Below are 23354 nucleotides of genomic sequence, written 5' to 3' on the forward strand. Positions count from 1 at the left end.
TACCACCATCGTCCCGGCCGGGAAAGCCTGATCGGGACGATGGTCCTTTATTAGTAGCGATAGTGGTCCGGCTTGAACGGGCCCTGCGGGCTTACGGCGATGTAGTCAGCCTGCTTCTGCGACAGGGTGGTCAGGGTGGCGCCGACCTTGTCCAGGTGCAGGCGGGCCACCTTCTCGTCCAGGTGCTTGGGCAGCACATAGACCTTACGCTCGTACTTGCCGTGGTTGTTCCACAGCTCGATCTGGGCCAGCACCTGGTTGGTGAAGCTGGCGGACATGACGAAGCTGGGGTGGCCGGTGGCGCAGCCCAGGTTCACCAGGCGGCCCTGGGCCAGGACGATCAGGCGCTTGCCGTCAGGGAACACCACTTCGTCCACCTGCGGCTTCACTTCTTCCCACACGTAGTTGCGCAGGGCGTCGATCTGGATTTCGCTGTCGAAGTGGCCGATGTTGCAGACGATGGCCCGGTCCTTCATCTCCCGCATGTGGTCCAGCGTGATGACGTCGACATTGCCGGTGGCGGTGACGAAAATGTCGCCCTGGGCGGCGGCCTGCTCCATCGTGACGACCTGGTAGCCTTCCATGGCGGCCTGCAGGGCGTTGATGGGATCGATCTCGGTCACCAGGACGCGGGCGCCCTGGCTGCGCAGCGAGGCGGCGGAGCCCTTGCCCACGTCGCCGTAGCCGCAGACCACGGCGACCTTGCCGGCCATCATCACGTCGGTGGCGCGCTTGATGCCGTCCACCAGGCTTTCGCGGCAGCCATAGAGGTTGTCGAACTTCGACTTGGTGACGCTGTCGTTCACGTTGATGGCCGGAACCTTCAGCGTGCCCTTCTTCATCATCTCATACAGGCGATGCACGCCCGTGGTGGTCTCTTCCGACAGGCCGCGGATGCCGGCCAGAATCTCGGGGTACTTGTCATGCAGGATCTGGGTGACGTCGCCGCCGTCGTCCAGGATCATGTTCGGGGCCCAGCCGGCATTGGGACCCTCGGCCGGGCCGCGCAGCGTCTGCTCAATGCACCACCAGAACTCCTCCTCCGTCTCGCCCTTCCAGGCGAAAACCGGGATGTTGGCGGCGGCGATGGCCGCGGCGGCGTGGTCCTGGGTCGAGAAGATGTTGCACGAGGACCAGCGCACGGTGGCGCCCAGGTCCACCAGCGTCTCAATCAGCACGGCGGTCTGGATGGTCATGTGCAGGCAGCCGATGATGCGGGCGCCGTCCAGCGGCTTCTTGCCCGCGTATTCCGTGCGCAGGGCCATCAGGCCCGGCATCTCGGTCTCGGCGATGGTGATTTCCTTGCGACCCCAGCCGGCAAGGCCGATGTCCTGGACTTTGTAGTCGGTGAAGGCGGTCATGGGGATCAATGCTCCTCTAACGCCCATGGAAGCAGCCGATGGCGCAGACGATGCCGCCCCGGCCTTCCCAGGCTGGATGATGGCTGGGTGTATCAGTGGGTCCGCTCGCCAGCAAGCATAAAGATATCTTTATGTGTGCATTTGTTGGTGGGATAGCCGTTTGCACCGACCAGCCCCAAGGGACGAATGTTAGGCCGCGACTGCGACCGGATGGCCGCACCCGACGATTGAGGGCAAAAAAACCTTACTTCAGGAACCGCTCCACCTCGTGCACCAGCACCACCCGGCCGGCCAGGCGCCCGCCCAGGGGGCCGCGCACCGCCCGGACCAGGTTCGCGTTGGCGGTGACGTAGACCAGTTGCATGCCCTGGGCCAGGGCCAGGTACAGGCAATCCTGCGCCGGATGGGTCAGTTGGGCCGCCAGGCGCACGGCGTCGGCCAACAGCGGACGCGAGGGCATCAGTTCCACCTCCGCCCCCTGCAAGGCCATGGCGGCGGTGGCGGCCTCCGTCGCCGTCAGGTCGCCCAGGGCCACCTTGGCGCCCAGCACCTGGGCCAGATCGCCCATCAGCACGTCAGGCGCCATCAGGCGGTGGCCCAGCAGCAGGTCTGGGCCACCGCGCTGGTCGCTTCCGGCACCACCCATTGCAGGGCGACGGAGGCGTCGATGACGAATTGCAGGCTCATTCCCCGTCCCCCGTTTCCGGCAGCACGCTCTCCGGCAGGGCCGCCCAGGTTTCGGTGCGGACGCCGGCCAGGACGTCGCCGGCGGGACGATGGGGCCGGTCGGCCAGGGATTGGCGCAGCGAGGACGCCAGGGCGCGAAAATCCTGCGGCTCGTTGGCCAGCGCCTGGCGCAGGATGTCGCGGCACTCGGCCTCCATGGATCGGCCGTGGCGGGCGGCGCGCAGCTTCAGGCGGCGCACCAGTTCCTCATCCAGGCCACGAACGGTCAAGGCGGTGGGCATAGGCATTCTCCCGGCAATGCCAGCAGTGCTGGCAGCCGCCCCAAGGTGCGATAGCCCCCGAATCCCGTCAAGCGGTGGGTTTCACCCGTCTGTCAGGGCCATGAAAGCATCCTTCATGCCCCTGTAGGACGCGACCGCGTCCGCCGCAGGTTTCTGGGGAGCCAAAGGCGGACTGGAAACCGAGGAAGCCAAGCCGGCGGATGCCGGCGCCCGGCGTTTGAGGGCGCATCAAGCCGCGGCGTCGTTGAAATCGTCCAGCAGCGCCGCGATGCGGCCCTGGTCGGTCTGGTCCATGATGGTGCGGGCGCGGCGCGTTGCCTCCACCAAATCCAGGCCGCGCAGGCGGCGCTTCACCAGCAGCAGGTTGTTGGGCGCCATGGACAGCTCACGGATGCCCAGGCCCAGCAGCAGGGCGGTGTAGCGGGGATCACCCGCCATCTCGCCACAGATGGACACGGGGATGCGGGCGCGCAACGCCGCCTCGGTGGTGAACTGCACCAGGCGCAGCACGGCCGGGTGCAGCGGGTCATAGAGGTCCGCCACCTGCTCGTCACCCCGGTCGATGGCCAGGGTGTACTGGATCAGGTCGTTGGTGCCAATGGCGAAGAAATCGCAGAACGGCGCCAGCCCGTCGGCCGACAGGGCGGCCCCCGGGATTTCGATCATGATGCCCAGCTTGGGCAGGGGGTTGGCGATCTTCACCCCCCGGCGACGCAGGCGGCGCACCACGTTGGCCATGATCTCGCGCACCCGCCGCACCTCCGCCACCGAACTGATCATGGGCAGCAGGATGCGCAGGTTGCCATGGGCGCCGGCCCGCAGCATGGCCGCCAGCTGGGTTTCCAGCAGCTTGGGCTCCTTCAGCGACAGGCGGATGGCGCGCAGGCCCAGGGCGGGGTTGGTGGGTTCGCTGAAATAGCCGCGCAGGGCGGTGGCGATCTTCTCGCCCCCGATGTCCAGGGTGCGGGCGGTGACGGGCTTGCCGTCCATGCTTTCCACGATGCGGGTCATCACCTCGGTCTGTTCATCCTCATCGGGCAGGTCGTCCCGGTTCATGAACAGGAATTCGGTGCGCAGCAGGCCGATGCCGGCCGCCCCCACGTCGATGGCACCATCCAACTCGCGCGGCAGTTCCAGGTTGGCGTTCAGCGTCACGGCCGTGCCGTCGCGGGTGACGCTGGGCAGCTTGCGCAGGCTTTTCAGCTGCGCGCGTTCCGCCAGCAGTTCCGCGCGGCGGCGGCGGTATTCGGCCAGCACCTCGGGACTGGGGTTGACGCAAACCTGGCCGGCGATGCCATCCACCACCACGGTGTCGCCATTGTGCACCCCCTGCAGCAGGCCCAGCGTGCCCAGCACCGCCGGCAGGCCCAGGGAGCGCGCCATGATGGCGGTATGGCCTTCCGCCCCGCCCAGCATGGTGGCGAAGCCGGCGATGCGGCGCGGATCCATCAGGGCGGTGTCGGCGGGGCTCAACTCCTCCGCCAGGACGATGCAGCCTTCGGGCAGGAAGGAGAAGGCCTGGTACTTGTGCTGCATCAGGTTGCGCAGCAGGCGCTGCCCCACCTCGCGCACGTCGGCGACGCGGGCCGCCAGGTAGGCGTCCTCCATATCCGCGAAGGTCTGGGCGATGCTGGTGATTTCCGCCTGCACCGCCGCCTCGGCGTTCAGGCGATCCTGGCGCACGCGCCGTTCCACCCCGCGGATGAGGCGGGAGCCGGACAGCATGGCGAAGTGGGCATCCAGCAGGAAGCCGACCTCCTCCGCTGCCGAGTCGGGCAGCGCCGCGGCCTTGGCCTTCAGCTTGCGCACCTGGCGGCGCGCCTTGTCGGCGGCACCGGCGAAGCGCTGGACCTCGGCCTCCACCCCGTCCTCGGGCACCAGGTACTCCGGGGCCTGCAAGGCGCCGGCGTCGACCACGTGGGCCGGACCGATGGCGATGCCGGACGACACGCCGACGCCACGCAGCAGGCGGCCCCCCACCGCCTTGCCCGGGCGCGCCCGGCCCGCCGGACGTTCAGCCATGGAACGGTCAGTCTTCATCGAACTTGCGGTCGACCAGGGCAACCAGGGCGTCCAACGCCTGTTCCCCCTGCGGCCCCCGCGCCCGCAGGGTGATGGAGGTGCCGATGGCGGCCGCCAGCATCATCAGGCCCATGATCGATTGCCCGTTGACCTGGGTGTCGCCCCGCTCGACCTCCACCTCGGCGTCGAACTCCGCCGCCAGCTTCACGAACTTGGCCGCCGCGCGGGCATGCAGCCCCCGGCGGTTCTGGATCAGCGCCGTGCGCGCAGGCCCGAAGGGGCCCGCATCCCCCGTCCCGTCCCCGGTCATGATCTCAGCCACCATCCGCCAGCAGCGACGACGCGACGTTGATGTACTTGCGGCCAGCGTCGCGCGCGGCCTGGACCGCACTTTCCAGCGTGTCGGTCTTGCGCACGCTGGCCAGCTTGATCAGCAGGGGCAGGTTGACGCCGGCGATGACCTCGACCTTGGCGCGGTCCATGGTGCTGATCGCCAGGTTAGACGGCGTGCCGCCGAACATGTCGGTCAGGACGACCACCCCGTCACCACTGTCGCATTCCGCGACCTTGGCCAGGATATCCTCCCGCCGTTCCTCCATGTCGTCTTCGGGCCCGATGCAGACGGCGCGCACCTGCGGCAATTCCCCCACGACGTGCTGGAGGGCCAGAATGAACTCCTCGGCCAGGCGGCCGTGGGTCACGAGGACCATGCCGATCATCGTATCTCCCTATTGGTGACGATTGCGGGCTCCGGGGACACGCCGGACCGGTCCAATTCCCGGTGGGTGACACCCACCCGGAAGCCCTGGGTTTGCAACCACGCCGCCAGCCGGTTGGCGACGAAAACGGAACGATGCCGCCCGCCCGTGCACCCCACCGCGATGGTGAGGTAACGTTTGCCCTCGCCGCTGTAGCGGGGCAGCAGGGGGGCCAGAAGCCGGGTCAGATTGTCGAAGAAGCCCGCGTAATCCCCATCCTTCTCGATGAAGGCGCCCACCGCCGCGTCATTGCCCGTCAGGGGACGCAGGTCGGCATTCCAATGGGGGTTGTCGAGGAAACGGACGTCGAACACCAGATCGGCCTCACGCGGGACGCCGTGGCGGAACGAGAAGCTGGTCACGAAGACATGCAGCGACGGCGCCGTGTCCAACCGGAAGTGCCCGCCCAGCAAACGACGGACATCGTGGATGGAAAGCTGGGTGGTGTCGATGACCACGTCGGCATTGTCACGCAAGGACCACAGCAGGGTGCGTTCCCGCGCGATGCCGTCCGCCACCGGCCGGTCGATGGCCAGCGGATGGGGCCGCCGCGTTTCCGTATAGCGCCGCTGCAGCACCTCGTCCGAGGCCTCCATGAACAGCAGGCTGACGGAGCGGCCGGCCGCCTGGCGCAGGCGGTCCAGTTCGGCCAGCACGGCGTCGGCGGAAAAATCGCGGGTGCGGCTGTCGATACCGATGGCCAGCGGCCGGTCGCGCGCCTGCTCCACCAGATGGGTCAGCAGGGTGAGGCGCAGATTGTCCACCGCCTCATACCCCAGATCCTCCAGCGCCTTCAGCGCCGTGGACAGGCCACCGCCGGACAGGCCGGTGACGACGACGACGGGGGGCAACTCGGTGCTCATGCCGCCACCTGTTCGAAATCCGCCGGCACCAGCGGCCGGCCGGCCAAAAGTGCCGACAGCGCCAGGCGCAAGGCGGCGGGGGCGGAAGGCGCGAAGGACCACAAGGCCACGCGCGGCAGGGTGACCCCTTCCAGAACGACGGCGGCGGGTTCGGGCAGGCGGGGCACGGAGGCGGGATCAGCCATCAGATCGACCACCAGGCGCAAGGGCGCGCTGTCCACGGCGGGGGCGGGCAGGATGCCCAGGCCGCGCACCTCAATCAGGCCGGCCAGTCGTTGTGGTGCCATGGCCGTCAGCACCCCGTCAGCGGATTGCAGCATAACTTGGTCGTCCGCCACCAGCCGGGCACCCGCATCGATCAGGCGCAAGGCCAGGTCGGACTTGCCCGACCCCGACGGTCCCCGCAACAGGAGGCCGGCACCGCTAACACTGACGCAAGTGGCATGGACGCGGATCATGGTCGAGCGAAGGTGCGACCGATGGCCCCCCCTGTCAATGCCGTGCAGCGCATGCGGGGTCCCCCCGGACCCGGCCCCCATTCCCATCATCCCCCCTTGATTTCAACCGGACCGCCTTCAGGTCCGCGGGCTTCCCATCCCTTCATCCCCCGATGACGGATACGGAATCCACTCTCCCGCGGCAGTTTTAGCAGATGCGGCGGGTGGCGCAAAGCCGGGGACAACCGTTCCTTCGGCAACGCAACAGATAAGCGGATGACGCACCACCCTTGGCCCCAGGCCCACATACCCCTATCTTTTCACCGCCACGGACCGCCACTTTGGTGCGCCGCCGCATGGAACAGCGACGCCAGCGCGCCAGCAGGGCCGCCCGAGACGATATCCCCCCAAGACAGCGAACAAGGTATCCCGATGCCCGACGCCACGTCCCCCATCAACCCGCCGACCCAGAGCCGCCGGCCCGGCCAGCCGCACAAGCGCGTGAACTTCGGCCTTCAAGGCGGCGGATCGCACGGCGCCTTCACCTGGGGCGTGCTGGACCGCCTGCTGGAGGACGGACGGCTGGAGGTGGAGGCCATCTCCGGCACCAGCGCCGGGGCCATGAACGCGGTGGTCCTGGCCGATGGCTATGGCAAGGATGGGCGCGACGGCGCCCGCAAGGCGTTGCGCGACTTCTGGACCCGGGTGGGACAGGCGGGGCGCGGATCGCCGCTGCAACGCAGCTGGCTGTCGCGGCTGCGGGGCAGCTGGCGGGTGGATGACAGCCCAGGCTACGCCTGGATCAATTTCATGAACATGCTGGTCTCGCCCTATCAGAGCAATCCGATGGGCATCAACCCCCTGCGCGGCATCCTGGAGGACCTCATCGATTTCGACCAGGTGCGCTACGCCGCCGGCATCGACCTGTACCTGTCGGCCACGAATGTGGAAACCGGCAAGGTCAAGATCTTCCGCAACCGCGACATCACGGTGGACGCCGTGCTGGCGTCGGCCTGCCTGCCGCAGATGTTCCAGGCGGTGGAGATCGATGGCGAGCATTACTGGGACGGCGGCTTCATGGGCAACCCGTCGCTGTGGCCCATCGCCTATGAGAACGAAAGCCACGACATCATCGTCATCCAGATCAACCCGCTGATGCGCAAGGGTGTGCCCAAGACCCCGTATGAAATCGCCGACCGGGTGAACGAGATCACCTTCAACGCCTCGCTGATGCGTGAGATGCGGTCCATCCGCTTCGTCTCGCGCATGATCGAATCCGGGGAACTGAAGTCCGACCATTACAAGGCCCTGCGCATGCACGTCATCGAGAACGACGAGGCACTGTCCGACATGCACGCCTCCAGCAAGCTGAACGCCGAGCCGGAGTTCCTGCAATACCTGTTCGCCAAGGGGCGGGAGACGGCGGACTGCTGGCTGGCCGCCAACTTCGACAAGGTCGGCGTGGAGACCAGCATCGACATTGTGCGGGATTATTTGTGAGGCGTCCCCCAGGCGCCGGGCGGTTTTTTGATGGCCCTCAAGCGCCGGGCGCAGTCATCCGGCCGCTTGGGGCTATCCTCGTTTTGCAGTCCGCCTTCGGCTCCCCACAAAACTCCGGCGGCCGCGGTCGCGGCCTAGGGGCTTCGCCCGTGACCGTTTAGCCTCATGAGGCACCCATAAGGCCCCTTGGCCTGCGGGCCTGGCCGGCTATATGATGGAACCATGGTCGAGACACGCCCCACCACGTCCCGCCTCGGCGGATTGATCCCTGACGGTTCGGACCGGCAATCCATCGTGGTGCCGCCACCCGCCCCCGTGCGGGCCGTGCAGAAGGCCAAGCCGGGCAACCGCTGGCCCAGCGCGCGTGAGCTGGCCAGCCTGATGGTCAACGGCATCCTGACCCTGCCCCTGCGTTATCGCCGGGGCATGTTCCTGGACGTGCTTCTCTGACGTTTCCGGACGGCATTCGCTGCGCCACTTGAGAAGCCCCGGCAACGGGTCATTCCGGCGCCACACGTTTGGGCAACTTTTGTAATTAGAATAATTCCAATTGAACCGGTTTGGGTCTAGGATGGCGGCGTCACCGTCCCCTCGAAGACGCCGCCGCCCCGATGACCCTCCCCAGCCTCAAGCAACTCCGCTATCTGGTGCACCTGCATGAGCACCGGAACTTCAGCCGGGCGGCCGAGGCGTGCAACGTCACCCAGGCCGCCCTGTCGTCCAGCATCCAGGAACTGGAGGCGTTGTTGCGTCTGCGCCTGGTGGATCGGACACGCCGCATGGTGGCCTTCACCAAGGTCGGTGAGCAGGTGGTGGAGAAGGCCCGGGAAATGCTGCGGGTGGCGCAGGATCTGGGCAACATCGGCCATGCCGAGGGGCCGCTGACAGGCGTCCTGCGGCTGGGCATCATCCCCACCATCGGCCCTTTCCTGCTGCCCCGCCTGCTGCCCAAGTTCGCCAGCTGCTATCCCATGCTGGAGCTTCACGTGCGGGAGGAGTTCAGCGCCGGCCTGTGCACCGCCCTGGGCCGGGGCGACCTGGACTGCGCCATCCTGGCCCTGCCCTATCCCTGCGCCACGCTGAACTATGACGCGCTGTTCGATGACCCGCTGATGCTGGCCTTCCACCAGGAGGACCCGGTGGGCCGGCAACCGATCCTGACTGAGGAGGATTGGACGGAACGCCTGCTGCTGCTGCCGGACGGGCATTGCCTGCGCGACCACACCCTGTCGCTGTGCGGCCGCGCGGACCTGCAGCGCCAGGCCATGGCGGCCTCCACCCTGCAAACCCTGGTGCATCTGGTGGACAACCGCCTGGGTGTCACCCTGCTGCCGGAAATGGCGGTGCGGGCCGGCATCCTGAACGGCCTGCATGTGGAAACACGGGCCCTGCCGGACCCGGACGCCAAGCGCCGCATCGTGCTGGCCTGGCGCAGTGGTGCCGCGCTGACCGACACCTATGGACGTCTGGCCCAGGCTATTCGTGAAGCCGGACATTAATAAATATGACGGATATCAGCGCGATAATGCCTGTTCACCAAACAAATTAATTGGCACACTAAATGTTGATGCGACAACCGCAAGCCAATTATCTGAGATGTGCCGCACAAATATTAATACTATAGATTTTCCCTATGACGATCATAGGTTTAATTAGTTTGTTCCCTTTTTTTCAGCGTGATAGCTGCTGACGCATCCTGAGTTGCGATTTTCCCAGAAAGGGAGAAACTTCGATGCACAAGCGCGCCCTATCATTCGCCCTGCTGCTGTCGGCCACCCTGTCGCCGCTGGCCCTGGCCGCCACCGGCGCCACCGAAGACAAGCCCATGTCCAGCCAGGATTGGTGGCCCAACCGGCTGGACCTCAGCCCGCTGCGCCAGAACGAGGCGGCATCCAATCCCTATGGCGACAAGTTCGACTATGCGGCCGAGTTCAAGACCCTGGACCTTCAGGCGGTGAAGAAGGACATCGATAAGGCCCTGACCACACCCCAGGCGTGGTGGCCGGCGGACTACGGCAATTACGGCCCCTTCTTCATCCGCATGGCCTGGCACAGCGCCGGTACCTATCGCGTGGGTGACGGGCGTGGTGGTTCCGGCGGCGGCGAGCAGCGGTTCGAACCGCTGAACAGCTGGCCGGACAACGTGAACCTGGACAAGGCGCGGCGCCTGCTGTGGCCCATCAAGCAGAAATATGGGCGCAAGATTTCCTGGGGCGACCTGATGGTCCTGGCCGGCAACGTCGCCTTGGAGAACATGGGCTTCAAGACCCTGGGCTTCGCCGGCGGCCGCGTCGATGAATGGGAGCCGGACCTGGTGTTCTGGGGGCCGGAGAAGAAGTGGCTGGGGGATGAGCAGCGCTTCGACGCCCAGCACCAGCTGAAGGGCCCCCTGGCCGCCACACAGATGGGCCTGATCTACGTGAACCCGGAAGGGCCGAACGGCAACCCCGACCCCATCGCCGCCGCCAAGGACATCCGCCAGGCCTTCGGCCGCATGGCCATGGATGATGAGGAGACGGTGGCCCTGATCGCCGGCGGCCACACCTTCGGCAAGGCCCACGGCGCGCATGAGGCCAAGTGCTTAGGCGGCGATCCCGCCAGTTCCAGCGTGGAGAAGCAGGGCCTGGGCTGGGAGAACAAGTGCGGCACCGGCAACGGCGCCGACACCGTGGGCAGCGGGCTGGAGGGCGCCTGGTCCGCCAACCCCATCGCCTTCACCACCCAGTACCTGGACAATCTGTTCGGCTTCGACTGGGTCCAGACCCGGAGCCCCGCCGGCGCCATCCAGTGGGAGCCCAGCGACAAGAACGCGGGCGAACTGGTGCCCGACGCGCACGACCCGAACAAGCATCACCCGCCCATGATGTTCACGACCGATCTGTCGGTGAAGATGGATCCGGCGTTCCGCGCCATCGCCTTGCGCTTCCAGAAGAACCCGGATGAATTCGCCGCCGCCTTCGCCCGCGCCTGGTTCAAGCTGACCCACCGCGACATGGGCCCGCGCGCCCGCTATCTGGGCAATGAGGTGCCGAAGGAGGTGTTCTCCTGGCAGGACCCGGTGCCGGCGGCCGACTACGCCGTGATCGACGCCCAGGACGTGGCGTCATTGAAGGGCAAGGTCCAGGCATCGGGGTTGAGCGTACCCGAACTGGTGCGCACCGCCTGGGCGGCGGCGTCCAGCTTCCGCGGTACCGACATGCGTGGTGGTGCCAACGGCGGCCGCATCCGCCTGGCGCCGGAGAAGGACTGGGCCGTCAACGACCCGGCGGAACTGAAGAAGGTGCTGGCCAAGCTGGAGGGCATCCAGGCCGATTTCAACCGCGCCCAGAAGGGCGGCAAAAAGGTGTCGCTGGCCGACCTGGTCGTGCTGGCCGGCGGCGTGGGCGTGGAGCAGGCGGCCAAACAGGCGGGTTACACCGTCGAGGTGCCGTTCAAGCCGGGCCGCACCGATGCCACCCAGGCGCAGACCGACACCGCCTCCTTCGCCTATCTGGAACCGGCGGCCGACGGCTTCCGCAACTACTACGGCAAGGGCAGCCGCCTGTCCCCGGCGGAGATGCTGGTGGACAAGGCCAACACCCTGACTCTGACGGTGCCGGAGATGACGGTGCTGGTGGGGGGCTTGCGCGCCCTGAACGCCAATGAGGGGCAGTCGGCCACGGGCGTCCTGACCAGCCATCCCGGCACGCTGGACAACGCCTTCTTCGTCAACCTGCTGGACATGGGCACGACCTGGACGCCGTCCGCCAAGGGCCAGGGCCTTTATGAAGGGCACGACCGGGCCAGCGGCGCCCTGAAATGGACCGCCTCGCCCGTCGACCTGATCTTCGGCTCCAACTCGGAACTGCGGGCGGTGGCGGAGGTCTACGCCAGCGACGACGCCAAGGAGAAGTTCGTGCGGGACTTCGTGGCCGCCTGGGCCAAGACCATGGAGTTGGATCGGTTTTAGTTGGGTAGGGGTATATCGGCGGCATGGGAAGTCCCATGCCGCCGTAGCCCGCGACGGCGGGCGCCGGAGCTTTTTGGGGAGCGTCAGCGGACTGAAAAGCGAGGACAAGCCAAGGGCGCGGATGCGCCCGCCCGGCGCTTGAGGGCGGAAATGATCAGGCGTTACGCACGGCATCCAGGAAGGCGCGGATGAGGGCCGGGTCCTTGTGGCCCGGCCTGTCCTCCACGCCGGAGGACACGTCCACCGCCGTGGCACCGCTGATACGGACGGCCTCGGCCACCGTGTCGGGCGTCAGGCCGCCGGACAGCATCCAGGGCTTGGCCCAGGACCGGCCGGTCAGCAGGGTCCAGTCGAAGGCGACACCGTTGCCGCCCGGCAGCACGGAATCCCTGGGCGGCTTGGCATCGAACAACAGCATGTCCACCACCGGCTCATAAGCCGCAGCAGCGTCCAGGTCGGTCGCCGTTTCCACCTTCAGCGCCTTGATGACCGGCAGGCCATGGCGGGCGCGGATGGCGGCCACCCGTTCCGGCGTCTCATTCCCATGCAACTGCACCATGTCCAAGGGCACCTGGCCCAGCACGTGGTCCAGGAAGGCATCATCCGGATCGACGAACAGGCCCACGGTGCGCACGCCGGTCGGCACCATGCGCGCCAGTTCCGCCGCCATGGGCGGGCTGATGTTGCGCGGCGACTTGGCGAAGAACACCAGCCCGATGTAGCGCGCGCCACCGGTCACGGCGGCGTCCAGCGCCTCAGGGTGGGTGATGCCGCAGATCTTCGCCTTGACGGGCATGGTCCGTGTTCCTCAGGCGGCCAGTTCGGTGACGATGCGCTGGGCGGCCTGGACGGGGTCGGCGGCATCGGTGATGGGCCGGCCGATGACCAAATAGGTGGCGCCGGCCGCGACCGCCGCCGACGGGGTCATGATGCGCTTCTGGTCGTTGGCCGACGCCCAGACGGGGCGGATACCCGGCACCATCAGGGTGAAGTTCGGGCCCATCTGCCGACGCAGCACCGGGCATTCGTTGGGCGAACAGACGATGCCGTCCAGTCCGGAGACATGGGCCAGGTCAGCCAGCAGGGCCACCTGGTCGGCCACCGGCCGGTCCACGCCCACCGACGCCAGGTCCAGCAGGCTCATGCTGGTCAGCACGGTGACGCCCAGCAGGGCCGGGCGCGGCACCCCCAGCTTGGCCGCCGCGTCGTTGGCGGCATCGGCCGCCGCCCGCATCATTGCGGCCCCGCCCAAGGTGTGCAGGGTGATGAAGGCTGGTGCCAGGGGCATGACGGACCGGATGGCGCCCGCCACCGTGTTGGGGATGTCGTGCAGTTTCAGGTCCAGGAACAGCGGCAGGTCCAGCCCCTCGGTCACGGCGCGCACGCCGTCCGGCCCCGTGGCGCAGAAGAACTCCAGCCCCAGCTTCACGCCGCCGACATGGCCGGCCAGACGCTGCGCCAAGGCGCGGGCGGCCGGCGGCTCGGGCATATCCAGGGCGACGAAGGTGCGGCGGGCGGGCGGGATCATGGCGGAAGGCTGCTCCGGCTATTTAAAGGGGGTTTTTAGAGGAAATACGGGATTTATCGCCACCACGCATGCGCATTTATGGGCGGGGGGCCCCGCGCATCAGGCCCCATCAGCGTCCGGCCGCCATCCACCCAGGGGGTAATGCCGCAGGGCGTGGTAGGTGCTGCCCTGCCGGCCCAGCACGCTTTCATAAAGGACGAAGCGATCCACCGGGAACGGCCCCGCCTGGAACAGCCCGTAATCCTCCAGGAAGCGGCCCAGCCTGGACGCCGGCGTCTCGCGGCCGGACAGCCAGGCCAGGGTCACGTGGGGGGTGAACTTGCGCGGCTCGGCGGCCAGCCCCGCCCGCACCACCGCACTTTCCACCTTGGCCCGCAGGTGGTCCAGGGCCGGTTCGGGGCGCACGCCGGCCCACACGGCGCGCGCCTTGTCGCCGGCACCGAACTGGCCCAGCCCGTCCAGCGCCAGGGTGAAGGCGGGGGCCACCACCAGATCCAGCGCCTCATCCACATCCTGGGCCACCCCCTCGTCCACCTCACCGATGAAACGCAGGGTGAGGTGGTGGTTCTCCGGCGCCACCCAGCGGGCGCCGGGCAGGCCGCCGGACAGGCGCGCGAGGGCATCACGCACCCCTTCCGGCATTTCCAGGCCCACGAACAGGCGGATCATGGCGGCGGCCCTCCCGACCATCCCTCAGGGACAGGGCGTGGGGTTGAGACGGTGCACGGCCTCGATGGCGGCCACCACCTCATCCCCCAGCGTCAGATCAAAGGCGGCCAAGTTGCTTTCAAGGTTGGCCATGCTGGTGGCGCCGATGATGGTGGAGGTGACGAACGGCCGGCGGTGGACGTAGGCGATGGCCATCTGCGCCGGATCCAGGCCGTGGCGGCGGGCAATGTCCAGATAGGCCGCCGTGGCGGCATCCGCCCCCGGCCGGTCGTAGCGCGAGCCACGCCCGTCGATGGACCGGCGGCTGCCCGCCGGCATGGCGCCGTCCAGGTACTTGCCGCTCAAGGTGCCGGCCCCCAGCGGCGAATAGGCCAGCAGGCCCACATCCTCGCGCACCGCCACCTCCGCCAGATCACCATCGAACTCACGGGACAGCAGGTTGTAGACGTTCTGGATGCTGGCGATGCGCGGCAGGCCCTGTTGTTCCGCCGCCCGCAGATAGGCCATGACGCCCCAGGCCGTCTCATTGGAAACGCCGATGTGGCGGACCTTGCCGGCCGTGACCAGTTCACCCAGGGCCGCCAACGTTTCCTCGATGGGCACGCCGCCGTCGATGGGCTGGTCGGTCGGGGCGGGGCGGCCGAACAGGGCGAGCGGGCGCTGCGGCCAGTGCACCTGGTACAGGTCGAGGTAGTCGGTCTGCAAACGCTTCAGGCTGGCATCCACCGCGGCCTGGATGTTGGCGCGGTCCAGCCGATGCCGGCCGTCACGCACCCAGGGGGCCGGCGTGGGGCCGATGACCTTGCTGGCCAGGAACACCCGGTCGCGCCGGCCGCTGGCCTTGAACCAGGTGCCGATGATCTCTTCCGTGCGGCCATAGGTCTCTGCCGTCGGCGGGATGGCGTACATTTCGGCGGTGTCGAAGAAGGTCACGCCCCGGTCAAAGGCGTGGTCCATCTGGGCGTGGCCCTCGGCCTCGGTATTCTGGCGGCCCCAGGTCATGGTGCCCAGGCAGATGGCGCTGACGGTGACGTCGGTACGGCCGAGACGGCGGTATTCCATGGGAAGGCTCACTTGCATAACTTGCGGGATGGTCCGTCATAGCGGGACGGACGGACGGGGAACAGGGGCTTATTTGGCCGCGGTCGCCCCTGCATTGAGGCCGGCCAAGGCCTTGGCCACCAGGGGTTTCAGCCCCTTCACCATGACGGCGACGCCATCGGCGTTGGGGTGCATGCGGTCAGCAATGGTCAGCTTCGGGTCCAGCGCCACCCCGTCCAGGATGAAGGGATAGAAGGGTACGGCGTACTGTGCCGCCAGGTCGGGATAGATCCGGTCGAAGGCGGCGACGTAGTCCGCACCCAAATTGGGCTGGGCCCTCATACCGGCCAGGATGGCGGGGATGTGCCGGTCCTTCAGCGTGGCCAGAATCTTGTCCAAATTGGCGCGGGTGGATTTGGGGTCGATGCCGCGCAGCATGTCGTTGGCGCCCAGTTCCACCACCACCAGATCCGGCTTGTCGCCCAGGAACCAGTCCAGCCCGGCCAGGCCGCCGGCCGAGGTCTGGCCGGAAACGGCCGTGTCCGCCACCTTCGCGTCCAGCCCGTCCTGGCGCAGCGCCGCCTCAAGCTGGCGGGTCAGGCCCTGGCCCGGCGGCAGGTTGTAGCCGGCCGACAGGCTGTCGCCCAGCACCGCCACCGTCAAGGTGCGCGCCTGTGCCGCACCGGACCCGACCGCGAACACCAGGAACATCACCGCCGCCAAAGGCTTGAAAACGCGGGATAGATAAAGTCGCATGCCGCTCACCTGCCGCCTGTTGAAAACCCGGGGGGCCGGGCCATATCGCGTGAAGACCTGTAGCCGCCGGAAAGTTTCGCCCCCATGCCCAATTCGGAACCCGCGCTGACGCTGGACGGCCTGACCCTGACATTGGGAAGCACGGCCGGGCGCGTCAACATCCTGAAAGGCATCGACCTTTCCATCGGCGCCGGTGAGCGGATCAGCATCGTGGGCCCCAGCGGGTCGGGCAAGTCATCGCTGATGATGGTGATCGGCGGGCTGGAACGGCCCACCGGCGGCACGGTCACGGTGGCGGGCCGCACGCTGAACACCCTGTCGGAGGATGCGTTGGCCCGCTTCCGCCGGGATCATGTGGGGATCGTCTTCCAATCCTTCCACCTCATGGGGGCGATGACGGCGCTGGAGAATGTGGCCCTGCCCCTGGAACTGGCGGGGGAGGAGGATGCCTTCGACCGTGCCCGCGACGGCCTGGCCGCCGTGGGCCTGGCCCATCGCCTGGACCATTATCCCGGCCAGTTGTCGGGCGGCGAACAGCAGCGCGTGGCCCTGGCCCGCGCCTTCGCCCCCCGGCCGCGCCTGGTGCTGGCGGATGAGCCCACCGGCAATCTGGACCAGGAAACGGGTGAGCAGATCATCCGCCTGATGTTCGACCAGTCGCGCCGCCACGGCACCACCCTGATCCTGGTGACCCACGACCCCAGCCTGGCCGCCCGCTGCGACCGCACCATCCGCCTGGCCGACGGCCGGGTGGTGGAGGACACGGTGGCGCGTGGCGTGCCCGACGCGTTGAACAGCGCCGATTGAGGCCGCGGGCGATGACCATGATCGACGACCTGAAACTGGCGGCGCGGCTGGCGCGGCGCGAACTGCGCGGCGGCATCCGGGGCTTTCGCATCTTCCTGCTGTGCCTGGCCCTGGGCGTGGGCGCCATCGCCACCGTGCAGTCGGTGGCGGGCGGCATCCAGCGGTCCCTGACCCAGGACGGCCGCGCCATCCTGGGCGGCGACGCCTCCGTCCGTGTGCTGTACCGGGAAGCGACGCCGGAACAGCGGCAGTGGCTGGACGGCCAGGGTACGGTGGCGGTGACGGCCGACATGCGCGCCATGACGCACAAGGTCTCCGGCGACGCGGCCAATGCCGACGCCGACCTGGGCGCCTCCGGCCTGGTGGAATTGAAGGCGGTGGACGGGCGTTATCCCCTGTACGGCCAATTGACCCTGACCGACGGCGCCACCAACGGGCAAGCCCGCCTGGCGCCGCGTGACGGCGTCTATGGCGCCCTGATCGACGACACGCTGGCCGCCCGCCTGTCCTTGAAGCCGGGCGACCGGGTGGCGGTGGGCGACATCGCGGCGGAGGTACGCGGCATCATCGATCATGAACCGGACAAGGCCGGTTCCGGCGGCTTCGCCATCGGCCCGCGCCTGATGGTATCGCTGGACGCCCTGCCGGCCAGCGGCCTGGTGCGGCCGGGCAGCCTGATCAACTGGTCCTACCAGCTGCGCCTGCCGCCGGACACGGACTCGACCGCCTGGGTCAAGACGGCGGACAAGGCCTTCCCCGACGCCGGCTGGCGGGTGCGCGACTTCCATAACGCCGCCCCGCAGCTGACCCGTTTCATCGACCGGCTGGCGCAGTTCCTGACGTTGGTGGGGCTGACCGCCCTGCTGGTGGGCGGGGTGGGCGTGGGCAACGCCGTGCGCAGCCACATGGACGCCAGCACCGCCTCCATCGCCACGCTGAAGTGTTTGGGCGCCCCCGCCCGCCTGATCTTCCAGCTGTACCTGCTGCAAATCCTGGCGCTGGCGGGCCTGGGCATCGTGGCCGGGCTGGTGCTGGGCACCGTGCTGCCGCTGACGGCGGGGCATCTGCTGGCCGGCCTGCTGCCCATCACGGCGGAGATCGGGGTCTACCCCGGCCGGCTGGCGCTGGCCGGCCTGTTCGGCCTGATGACGGCGCTGCTGTTCTCGCTCTGGCCCTTGGGCCAGGCGCAGGGCGTGCCGGCCGCCCGCCTGTTCCGGGAGGGGTCGGCCGGGCGTCGGGGCCGCCCCCCCGCCTTCCTGCTGGCCTTCCTGGTGTGGCTGGCATTGGCCCTGGGTGCCTTGGCGGTGTTGACCTCCGTCGACCAGAAGCTGGCGGCGTTCTTCGTGGTGGGTGCCGCGGCCACCCTGCTGTTGTTCCTGGGTGCGGGCACCGGCCTGACGCGGCTGGCCCGCCTGCTGCCCCGCCCGCGCCGGCCGGCGCTGCGCCTGGCGCTGACCAACCTGCACCGGCCGGGCAATTTGTCGGGCATGGTGGTGCTGTCCCTGGGCTTGGGGCTCACCGTGCTGGTGGCCGTGGCCCTGATCGAGGGCAACTTCCGCCGCGAGGTGGGTGAGTCCCTGCCCGCCAACGCCCCCAGCTTCTTCTTCGTCGATATCCAGCCCGACCAGCTGGACGCCTTCCGCCAGACGGTGATGGCGGTGCCGGGCGCCAGCGACCTGGAAACCACCCCGTCCTTGCGCGGCACCGTCGTGCGGGTGGACGGCAAGCCGGCGCAGGACATGGTGCACGACCCCGACAAGAAATGGGTGGTGAACGGCGACCGCGGCGTCACCTACCAGGCGGTCGCCCCCGCCGGCGACAAGGTGATGGCCGGCGCCTGGTGGCCAGCCGACTACAGCGGTCCGCCGAAGCTGGCCATTTCCAAGGATGTGGCGCAGGCCTTCGGCATCGGCCCCGGCGCCCACATCACCCTGTCCATCCTGGGGCGGGAGATCGAGGCCGAGGTGGCGGTGGTCCGCGACCTGGACTTCACCACCCTGGGCATCAACTTCACCCTGGTGCTGAGCCCCGGCGTGCTGGAACACGCGCCGCAGACCTACTTGGCCACCGTGCGGGCGCCGGCGGCATCCGAGGCCACCATCCAGCGCGCCGTCGTCAAGGCCTTCCCCAACGTCACCGCCATCCGGGTGAAGGAGGCGCTGTCCACCGTCGCCGTCATCATCGCCAACATCGGCATGGCGGTGCGGGTGGTGGCGGCCGTGTCGCTGGTGGCGGGCACCCTGGTGCTGGCCGGGGCCATCGCCGCCGGCCACCGCCGCCGTGTCTATGACGCCGTGGTGCTGAAGGTGCTGGGCGCCACCCGGTCCACCATCCTGCGCACCTTCCTGGTGGAATACGGCGCCCTGGGCCTGGTCACCGCCCTGATCGCCGGCGCCCTGGGCACCCTGACCGCCTGGGCCGTCCTGACCCAGGTGATGCACATGAAGTGGGTGTTCCTGCCGGAAACCCTGGTGCTGACCTCATTGATCAGCACCGCCATCACCCTGGCCCTGGGCCTGGTCGCCACCTGGCGCGCCCTGGGCCAGCCGGCCGCACCGTTGCTGCGGGAGGAGTGAGGCTTTTGCGCCATACGGAATTGTAGTAACATTTCCGTATGAGAATGCGGTTCGAATGGGATCCGGATAAGGCGACCAGCAATGTCCGCAAGCATGGCGTCGCCTTCAGCTTCGCTCTGCGTGTGTTCGCTGACCATTCGTACTCACCATTCAGGACCGTATCGAAGGCGGTGAACAACGCTGGCAGAGCCTAGGCGTGGTTAGAGATCATCTGCTGCTGATGGTGGTGCACACCATCCGGGACATTGATGAAAATGGCGAGACGATAGAAATCATCCGCGTCATTTCGGCCCGATCCGCCACCCCCAAGGAAAGGCGTCGCTATGAATACGAAGCTCGTTAGGATGGATATCGATTTGGAAAACCTTCCCCCGTTAACCGAGGAGGAAAAGGCCCAGCTCAAAGCCCTGGCGGAGCGGCCGGACAGCGAGATCGATTTCAGCGACATCCCTGAATTGACGGAAGCGTTCTGGAAGAACGCCGTGCGGGGCCGCTTCTACAAGCCGACCAAGACATCGACGACCGTGCGCATCGATTCCGATGTGCTGGCTTGGCTGCGGTCGGAAGGCAAAGGGTACCAGTCCCGCATCAACGCCATCCTGCGGCGGGAGATGCTGGCCTCACTCAAGGTGAAGTGAGGCCAGCGCCGACGTTCCCCTACGCCCCCGGCACGCCGCGGCTGGTGGAGTATTCGAAGTGCAGCGCTTCGCCCGGGTGGACCAGGGGGTGGATGGCGTGCACGGCCATGGCGGCCTCGGCGAAGCCGCACAGGATCAGCTTCACTTTACCCGGGTACGTGGCGATATCGCCGATGGCGAAGATGCCGGGCACGTTGGTGGCCATGGTGGCGGGGGTCACCGCCACGTGGTGGTGTTCCACGTTCAGGCCCCATTCGGCGATGGGGCCGAGGTCCATCGCCAGGCCGAAGAAGGCCAGCAAAGCGTCGGCCGGCAGGGTCTTTTCCACGCCGTCCAGGGTCGCGACCTTCACGCCGGTCAACTGGCCGTCGGCGCCCTCAAGCCCCGCCAGCTGGTAGGGCACGACCATGTCGATGGCGCCGTCCTTGGCCAGTTGGTCCAGGCGGGCGGCACTTTCGGGGGCGGCGCGGAACTTGGCGCGGCGGTGCACCACCTGCACCCGGGCCGCCACCTCGGCCAGGGAGATGGCCCAATCGACGGCGCTGTCGCCACCGCCGGCGATGACCACGCGCTTGCCGGCGAAATCCTGGCGGCGGCGCACTAGGTAGTGCACCGACTTGCCCTCATAGTCCTCAAGCCCGTCCAGCGGCGGCTTGTTGGGGCCGAAGGCGCCACAGCCGGCGGCCACGATGACGGCGCGGGCATCGATGGTGGTGCCCTTGGATGTGCCCACCAGCCAGCGCCCATCGTCACTCTGGGTCAGGGTGGTGACCTGCTGGCCCAGGTGATAGTTGGGGTTGAAGGGGGCGGCCTGTTCGGCCAGCCGGTCGATCAGGGTGGCGGCCTCGATCGCGGGATAGCCGGGGATGTCGTAGATGGGCTTTTCCGGGTACAGCGCCGTGCACTGGCCGCCCACCATGTCCAGGGCGTCCACCACGTGGCAGTCCAGCTTCAGCATGCCGCATTCGAAGATGGCGAACAGACCCACGGGGCCGGCGCCGATGATGCAGACGTCGGTGCGGTGGGTGCCGCCGGGGGCGATGGACTGCGAAGCGGTGGACATGATGGGTGCGAACTCCTGAACGCGGGGCCGATGGCCGTTTCGGGTTGCTTTCATCACGCGATTTGATGCGCTAATCAACAGCCCAATTCGCAGACGCCGCCCGACGATGCTTGCCCGGCGCCCGTCCGGCGAAGCAGAATCCCGCACCGACCTTCGCCAGGATACCGATGTCCCAGCCCCTGATCTTCACCCTGGATGACGAGGCGGCGACAGCCGCCCTGGCCGCCCGCCTGGGCCACCTGCTGGCGCCGGGCGACGTGGTGGCGCTGGGCGGCGATCTGGGTGCCGGCAAGTCCGCCTTCGCCCGTTTCCTGATCCGCAGCCTGGGCGACGCGGATGAAGAGGTCCCCAGCCCCACCTTCACCCTGGTGCAGACCTATGACCTGCCCGGCTTTCCCCTGTGGCACTTCGACCTGTATCGCCTGACCGAACCGGACGAGGTGCTGGAACTGGGATGGGAGGAGGTGCGGCACGGGGGCGTGGCCCTGGTGGAATGGCCGGTGCGCCTGGGATATCTGCTGCCCACCGAGCGGCTGGACGTGGAATTGGCCGTCACCGGACCCGACAGCCGCCGCGCCACCCTGACCGGCCATAGCGGCTGGGCCCTGCGCCTGAAGGACCTGTGATGCGGGACGCGCTGATCATCGCCTTCCTGGAAAAGGCCGGCTGGGCCGACGCCACCCGCCGGCCCATGGGCGCCGATTGGTCCGCCCGCCGCTATGAACGGCTCTCCCGGGACGGCGACAGCGCCATCCTGATGGACTGCGCGGACCCTGCCGCCGCGGCCCAGGTACCGCCCTTCGTGCGCATCGCCAAACTGCTGCGGGATGCCGACCTGTCGGCACCCGCCATCCTGGCCGGTGAGCCGGGGCATGGCCTGCTGCTGATCGAGGATTTCGGGGGCGAGGACTACGCCCGCCTGCTGGATGCCGGTGTCGAGCCCTGGCTGCCGCTGTATGAGGCCGCGACCGATGTGCTGATCACCCTGCACCGGCGTTTCGACCCCGCCACGGCGCCCGATGTGCCGCGCTATGACGCCCGCCTGTTCCGCGACCAGGTGATGCTGTTCGCCGACGCCTTCGCCCCAGCCGTGCGCGGTGGCGCGCTGCCCACCAGCGCCTGGGATGAGCTGGCGGCAGCGTGGGACGAAGTATTGCCGGCGGCACTCAGCCTGCCGGATACCCTGTTGCTGCGCGACTACCATCCCGGCAACCTGATGCGCCTGGCCGGCCGCGACGGCGTCAATGCCTGCGGCCTGCTGGATTTCCAGGACGGCGGCCTTGGCCCGCGCGCCTATGACCTGGTGTCCCTGTTGCAGGACGCGCGGCGCGATGTGCCGGCGGACATCGCCGCCGCGATGACGGCGCGCTACCTGGCGGCCTTCCCCGGCATTGATGCCCAAGCCTTCGCGGCATCGGCGTCCATCCTGGCGGCCCAGCGCCACGCCCGTATCCTGGGCCGGGTGGCGCAATTGGCCCAGGCCACGGCCGGCGCGCCGCAACTGTCCTTCCTGCCCCGGGTCTGGAGGCAGTTCGCCGACGCCATCCGCCACCCGGCACTGGCGCCTGTCGCCCATTGGGTGGAAATCCACCTGCCGCCTTCCGATCTGATCACCGACACCATCGTCCGGAGTTTCTGACGCGATGACCGCCCCCGCCTATTCCGTACCCCATACCGCCATGGTGCTGGCCGCCGGCCTAGGCCTGCGCATGCGGCCCCTGACCCTGACGCGGCCCAAGCCCCTGGTGTCGGTGGGCGGCGCCCCCCTGCTGGACCACGCGCTGGACCGGCTGGCGGAAAGCGGCGTGGCCCGTGCGGTGGTCAACACCCATCACCTGGGCGCCATGATCGAAAGCCACCTGTCCGACCGGCAGGCGCCCGCCATCACCCTGTCGCCCGAGGCCGACCTGCTGGAAACCGGCGGCGGCGTGCGCCACGCCCTGCCCCATCTGGGCAGTGACCCCATCTATGTGGTGAACGCCGACATCCTGTGGCTGGACGGCCCCATTCCGGCGCTGAAGCGCCTGGCCGCCACCTGGGACCCGGCCATCATGGACGTGCTGTTGCTGATGATGCCGACGGTGGCCGCCGTGGGCTATGACGGCGCCGGCGACTATCACATGGACGCCGACGGCCGCCTGCATTATCGGGCCGAGGGCGAACTGGCGCCCTTCGTCTTCGCCGGCGTCCACATCGTGAAGCCGGACCTGTACCACGCCATCACCGAGAACCGTTTTTCCAACCTGAAGCTCTGGCAGCAGGCGGAGGAAGCGGGACGCCTGTACGGCATGCGCCATGACGGCGTGTGGTTCCACGTCGGCACGCCCGAGGCGGTGGAGGAGGTCGACACCCTGCTGGGCCATCCCATCCTGCACGACGCCAAGCTGAGCCAGCCGCGCAAGGCGGAGCCCTGAGCCC

General features: G+C 68.2%; 25 protein-coding genes. 11 read left to right on the top strand and 14 right to left on the bottom strand.

Going from position 1 to position 23354, the window contains the following annotated elements:
- Positions 1–50: 50 nt before the first annotated feature.
- The 8 genes from ahcY to PW843_20320 all read right to left on the bottom strand — a co-directional run bounded on the left by ahcY (position 51) and on the right by PW843_20320 (position 6430).
- Positions 51–1361 carry an adenosylhomocysteinase gene (gene ahcY / locus PW843_20285; GenBank protein ID MDE1148911.1) on the bottom strand — a complete coding sequence of 437 codons (1311 nt, stop codon included), beginning with the start codon at positions 1359–1361 and terminating at the stop codon, positions 51–53.
- 244 nt (positions 1362–1605) lie between these two features.
- Positions 1606–1947 (bottom strand): type II toxin-antitoxin system VapC family toxin, encoded by a 342-nt coding sequence (locus tag PW843_20290; protein MDE1148912.1) that lies wholly within the window; start codon positions 1945–1947, stop codon positions 1606–1608.
- Between the two features lie 97 nt (positions 1948–2044).
- Entirely contained in the window at positions 2045–2329 is a 285-nt protein-coding gene (locus tag PW843_20295) for a hypothetical protein (protein MDE1148913.1), read from the bottom strand.
- 228 nt (positions 2330–2557) lie between these two features.
- Positions 2558–4351 carry a phosphoenolpyruvate--protein phosphotransferase gene (ptsP, locus tag PW843_20300; GenBank protein ID MDE1148914.1) on the bottom strand — a complete coding sequence of 598 codons (1794 nt, stop codon included), beginning with the start codon at positions 4349–4351 and terminating at the stop codon, positions 2558–2560.
- Between the two features lie 7 nt (positions 4352–4358).
- Positions 4359–4661, bottom strand: a complete 303-nt coding sequence (locus PW843_20305; GenBank protein ID MDE1148915.1) for an HPr family phosphocarrier protein — start codon at positions 4659–4661, stop codon at positions 4359–4361.
- A gap of 4 nt (positions 4662–4665) precedes the next feature.
- A complete protein-coding gene (locus PW843_20310) occupies positions 4666–5070 on the bottom strand; it encodes a PTS sugar transporter subunit IIA (protein ID MDE1148916.1) in 405 nt (134 codons plus the stop codon).
- On the bottom strand, positions 5067–5972 hold the full coding sequence (gene rapZ / locus PW843_20315; protein MDE1148917.1) for an RNase adapter RapZ: 906 nt from the start codon (positions 5970–5972) through the stop codon (positions 5067–5069). The genes PW843_20310 and rapZ overlap by 4 nt, the downstream gene beginning before the upstream one ends.
- On the bottom strand, positions 5969–6430 hold the full coding sequence (locus PW843_20320; GenBank protein ID MDE1148918.1) for an HPr kinase/phosphatase C-terminal domain-containing protein: 462 nt from the start codon (positions 6428–6430) through the stop codon (positions 5969–5971). The genes rapZ and PW843_20320 overlap by 4 nt, the downstream gene beginning before the upstream one ends.
- A 411-nt stretch (positions 6431–6841) precedes the next feature.
- Here PW843_20320 and PW843_20325 point away from each other — a divergent pair, with 411 nt between their 5' ends.
- The 4 genes from PW843_20325 (at position 6842) to katG (ending at position 11858) form a co-directional block, all read left to right on the top strand.
- Positions 6842–7909 (top strand): patatin-like phospholipase family protein, encoded by a 1068-nt coding sequence (locus PW843_20325; GenBank protein ID MDE1148919.1) that lies wholly within the window; start codon positions 6842–6844, stop codon positions 7907–7909.
- A 222-nt stretch (positions 7910–8131) separates the two neighbouring features.
- Positions 8132–8359 carry a hypothetical protein gene (locus tag PW843_20330; protein MDE1148920.1) on the top strand — a complete coding sequence of 76 codons (228 nt, stop codon included), beginning with the start codon at positions 8132–8134 and terminating at the stop codon, positions 8357–8359.
- A 161-nt stretch (positions 8360–8520) separates the two neighbouring features.
- Positions 8521–9408: a hydrogen peroxide-inducible genes activator gene (locus PW843_20335; GenBank protein MDE1148921.1), complete on the top strand. Its 888-nt coding sequence runs from the start codon at positions 8521–8523 to the stop codon at positions 9406–9408.
- Positions 9409–9641: 233 nt separating this feature from the next.
- Positions 9642–11858 carry a catalase/peroxidase HPI gene (gene katG / locus PW843_20340; GenBank protein ID MDE1148922.1) on the top strand — a complete coding sequence of 739 codons (2217 nt, stop codon included), beginning with the start codon at positions 9642–9644 and terminating at the stop codon, positions 11856–11858.
- A gap of 154 nt (positions 11859–12012) precedes the next feature.
- Here the strand turns inward: katG and PW843_20345 are convergent, their stop codons facing one another.
- The 5 genes from PW843_20345 to PW843_20365 form a co-directional block, all read right to left on the bottom strand.
- Positions 12013–12654 (bottom strand): phosphoribosylanthranilate isomerase, encoded by a 642-nt coding sequence (locus tag PW843_20345; protein ID MDE1148923.1) that lies wholly within the window; start codon positions 12652–12654, stop codon positions 12013–12015.
- A 12-nt stretch (positions 12655–12666) separates the two neighbouring features.
- A complete protein-coding gene (gene pyrF / locus PW843_20350) occupies positions 12667–13386 on the bottom strand; it encodes an orotidine-5'-phosphate decarboxylase (GenBank protein ID MDE1148924.1) in 720 nt (239 codons plus the stop codon).
- A 99-nt stretch (positions 13387–13485) separates the two neighbouring features.
- The gene (thpR, locus tag PW843_20355) at positions 13486–14055 is read right to left on the bottom strand and encodes an RNA 2',3'-cyclic phosphodiesterase (GenBank protein MDE1148925.1); all 570 of its coding nucleotides are present in this window, start codon (positions 14053–14055) and stop codon (positions 13486–13488) included.
- 24 nt (positions 14056–14079) lie between these two features.
- Positions 14080–15117 carry an NADP(H)-dependent aldo-keto reductase gene (locus tag PW843_20360; GenBank protein ID MDE1148926.1) on the bottom strand — a complete coding sequence of 346 codons (1038 nt, stop codon included), beginning with the start codon at positions 15115–15117 and terminating at the stop codon, positions 14080–14082.
- Between the two features lie 69 nt (positions 15118–15186).
- Positions 15187–15807 carry an arylesterase gene (locus tag PW843_20365; GenBank protein MDE1148927.1) on the bottom strand — a complete coding sequence of 207 codons (621 nt, stop codon included), beginning with the start codon at positions 15805–15807 and terminating at the stop codon, positions 15187–15189.
- A gap of 129 nt (positions 15808–15936) precedes the next feature.
- Between PW843_20365 and PW843_20370 the strand changes: the two genes are divergently transcribed.
- The 4 genes from PW843_20370 to PW843_20385 all read left to right on the top strand — a co-directional run bounded on the left by PW843_20370 (position 15937) and on the right by PW843_20385 (position 19873).
- Positions 15937–16659, top strand: coding sequence for an ABC transporter ATP-binding protein (locus tag PW843_20370; GenBank protein MDE1148928.1), 723 nt, complete (start codon positions 15937–15939; stop codon positions 16657–16659).
- Between the two features lie 11 nt (positions 16660–16670).
- Positions 16671–19235: an ABC transporter permease gene (locus tag PW843_20375; GenBank protein ID MDE1148929.1), complete on the top strand. Its 2565-nt coding sequence runs from the start codon at positions 16671–16673 to the stop codon at positions 19233–19235.
- Between the two features lie 196 nt (positions 19236–19431).
- A complete protein-coding gene (locus PW843_20380) occupies positions 19432–19578 on the top strand; it encodes a hypothetical protein (GenBank protein MDE1148930.1) in 147 nt (48 codons plus the stop codon).
- Between the two features lie 13 nt (positions 19579–19591).
- Entirely contained in the window at positions 19592–19873 is a 282-nt protein-coding gene (locus tag PW843_20385; protein ID MDE1148931.1) for a BrnA antitoxin family protein, read from the top strand.
- A gap of 19 nt (positions 19874–19892) precedes the next feature.
- Here PW843_20385 and PW843_20390 read toward each other — a convergent pair whose 3' ends face one another.
- On the bottom strand, positions 19893–20936 hold the full coding sequence (locus PW843_20390; protein ID MDE1148932.1) for an NAD(P)/FAD-dependent oxidoreductase: 1044 nt from the start codon (positions 20934–20936) through the stop codon (positions 19893–19895).
- A gap of 167 nt (positions 20937–21103) precedes the next feature.
- Here PW843_20390 and tsaE point away from each other — a divergent pair, with 167 nt between their 5' ends.
- Genes tsaE through PW843_20405 form a run of 3 tightly spaced genes read left to right on the top strand, consistent with a single transcriptional unit; the run spans position 21104 to position 23350 of the window.
- Positions 21104–21562: a tRNA (adenosine(37)-N6)-threonylcarbamoyltransferase complex ATPase subunit type 1 TsaE gene (gene tsaE / locus PW843_20395; protein ID MDE1148933.1), complete on the top strand. Its 459-nt coding sequence runs from the start codon at positions 21104–21106 to the stop codon at positions 21560–21562.
- A complete protein-coding gene (locus PW843_20400) occupies positions 21562–22575 on the top strand; it encodes a phosphotransferase (GenBank protein ID MDE1148934.1) in 1014 nt (337 codons plus the stop codon). Before tsaE ends, PW843_20400 begins: the two co-directional genes overlap by 1 nt.
- 4 nt (positions 22576–22579) lie before the next feature.
- Complete coding sequence (locus PW843_20405; protein ID MDE1148935.1) at positions 22580–23350, top strand: nucleotidyltransferase family protein; 771 nt, start codon at positions 22580–22582, stop codon at positions 23348–23350.
- Positions 23351–23354 lie beyond the last annotated feature (4 nt).

This window comes from Azospirillaceae bacterium, from assembly GCA_028283825.1.
Classification (GTDB): Bacteria; Pseudomonadota; Alphaproteobacteria; order Azospirillales; family Azospirillaceae; genus Nitrospirillum.

What these genes read in the sequence shown, in the direction of transcription:
- ptsP (MDE1148914.1), bottom strand. Translation starts at nt 4,351, where the DNA reads ATGGCTGAACGTCCGGCGGGCCGGGCGCGCCCGGGCAAGGCGGTGGGG.
- PW843_20330 (MDE1148920.1), top strand. Translation starts at nt 8,132, where the DNA reads ATGGTCGAGACACGCCCCACCACGTCCCGCCTCGGCGGATTGATCCCT.
- PW843_20320 (MDE1148918.1), bottom strand. Translation starts at nt 6,430, where the DNA reads ATGATCCGCGTCCATGCCACTTGCGTCAGTGTTAGCGGTGCCGGCCTC.
- PW843_20365 (MDE1148927.1), bottom strand. Translation starts at nt 15,807, where the DNA reads ATGTTCCTGGTGTTCGCGGTCGGGTCCGGTGCGGCACAGGCGCGCACC.
- PW843_20400 (MDE1148934.1), top strand. Translation starts at nt 21,562, where the DNA reads ATGCGGGACGCGCTGATCATCGCCTTCCTGGAAAAGGCCGGCTGGGCC.
- PW843_20325 (MDE1148919.1), top strand. Translation starts at nt 6,842, where the DNA reads ATGCCCGACGCCACGTCCCCCATCAACCCGCCGACCCAGAGCCGCCGG.
- PW843_20295 (MDE1148913.1), bottom strand. Translation starts at nt 2,329, where the DNA reads ATGCCCACCGCCTTGACCGTTCGTGGCCTGGATGAGGAACTGGTGCGC.
- PW843_20335 (MDE1148921.1), top strand. Translation starts at nt 8,521, where the DNA reads ATGACCCTCCCCAGCCTCAAGCAACTCCGCTATCTGGTGCACCTGCAT.
- katG (MDE1148922.1), top strand. Translation starts at nt 9,642, where the DNA reads ATGCACAAGCGCGCCCTATCATTCGCCCTGCTGCTGTCGGCCACCCTG.
- PW843_20310 (MDE1148916.1), bottom strand. Translation starts at nt 5,070, where the DNA reads ATGATCGGCATGGTCCTCGTGACCCACGGCCGCCTGGCCGAGGAGTTC.
- pyrF (MDE1148924.1), bottom strand. Translation starts at nt 13,386, where the DNA reads ATGATCCCGCCCGCCCGCCGCACCTTCGTCGCCCTGGATATGCCCGAG.
- PW843_20390 (MDE1148932.1), bottom strand. Translation starts at nt 20,936, where the DNA reads ATGTCCACCGCTTCGCAGTCCATCGCCCCCGGCGGCACCCACCGCACC.
- PW843_20345 (MDE1148923.1), bottom strand. Translation starts at nt 12,654, where the DNA reads ATGCCCGTCAAGGCGAAGATCTGCGGCATCACCCACCCTGAGGCGCTG.
- ahcY (MDE1148911.1), bottom strand. Translation starts at nt 1,361, where the DNA reads ATGACCGCCTTCACCGACTACAAAGTCCAGGACATCGGCCTTGCCGGC.
- rapZ (MDE1148917.1), bottom strand. Translation starts at nt 5,972, where the DNA reads ATGAGCACCGAGTTGCCCCCCGTCGTCGTCGTCACCGGCCTGTCCGGC.
- PW843_20405 (MDE1148935.1), top strand. Translation starts at nt 22,580, where the DNA reads ATGACCGCCCCCGCCTATTCCGTACCCCATACCGCCATGGTGCTGGCC.
- PW843_20370 (MDE1148928.1), top strand. Translation starts at nt 15,937, where the DNA reads ATGCCCAATTCGGAACCCGCGCTGACGCTGGACGGCCTGACCCTGACA.
- PW843_20290 (MDE1148912.1), bottom strand. Translation starts at nt 1,947, where the DNA reads ATGGCGCCTGACGTGCTGATGGGCGATCTGGCCCAGGTGCTGGGCGCC.
- PW843_20305 (MDE1148915.1), bottom strand. Translation starts at nt 4,661, where the DNA reads ATGACCGGGGACGGGACGGGGGATGCGGGCCCCTTCGGGCCTGCGCGC.
- PW843_20360 (MDE1148926.1), bottom strand. Translation starts at nt 15,117, where the DNA reads ATGGAATACCGCCGTCTCGGCCGTACCGACGTCACCGTCAGCGCCATC.
- tsaE (MDE1148933.1), top strand. Translation starts at nt 21,104, where the DNA reads ATGTCCCAGCCCCTGATCTTCACCCTGGATGACGAGGCGGCGACAGCC.
- thpR (MDE1148925.1), bottom strand. Translation starts at nt 14,055, where the DNA reads ATGATCCGCCTGTTCGTGGGCCTGGAAATGCCGGAAGGGGTGCGTGAT.
- PW843_20375 (MDE1148929.1), top strand. Translation starts at nt 16,671, where the DNA reads ATGACCATGATCGACGACCTGAAACTGGCGGCGCGGCTGGCGCGGCGC.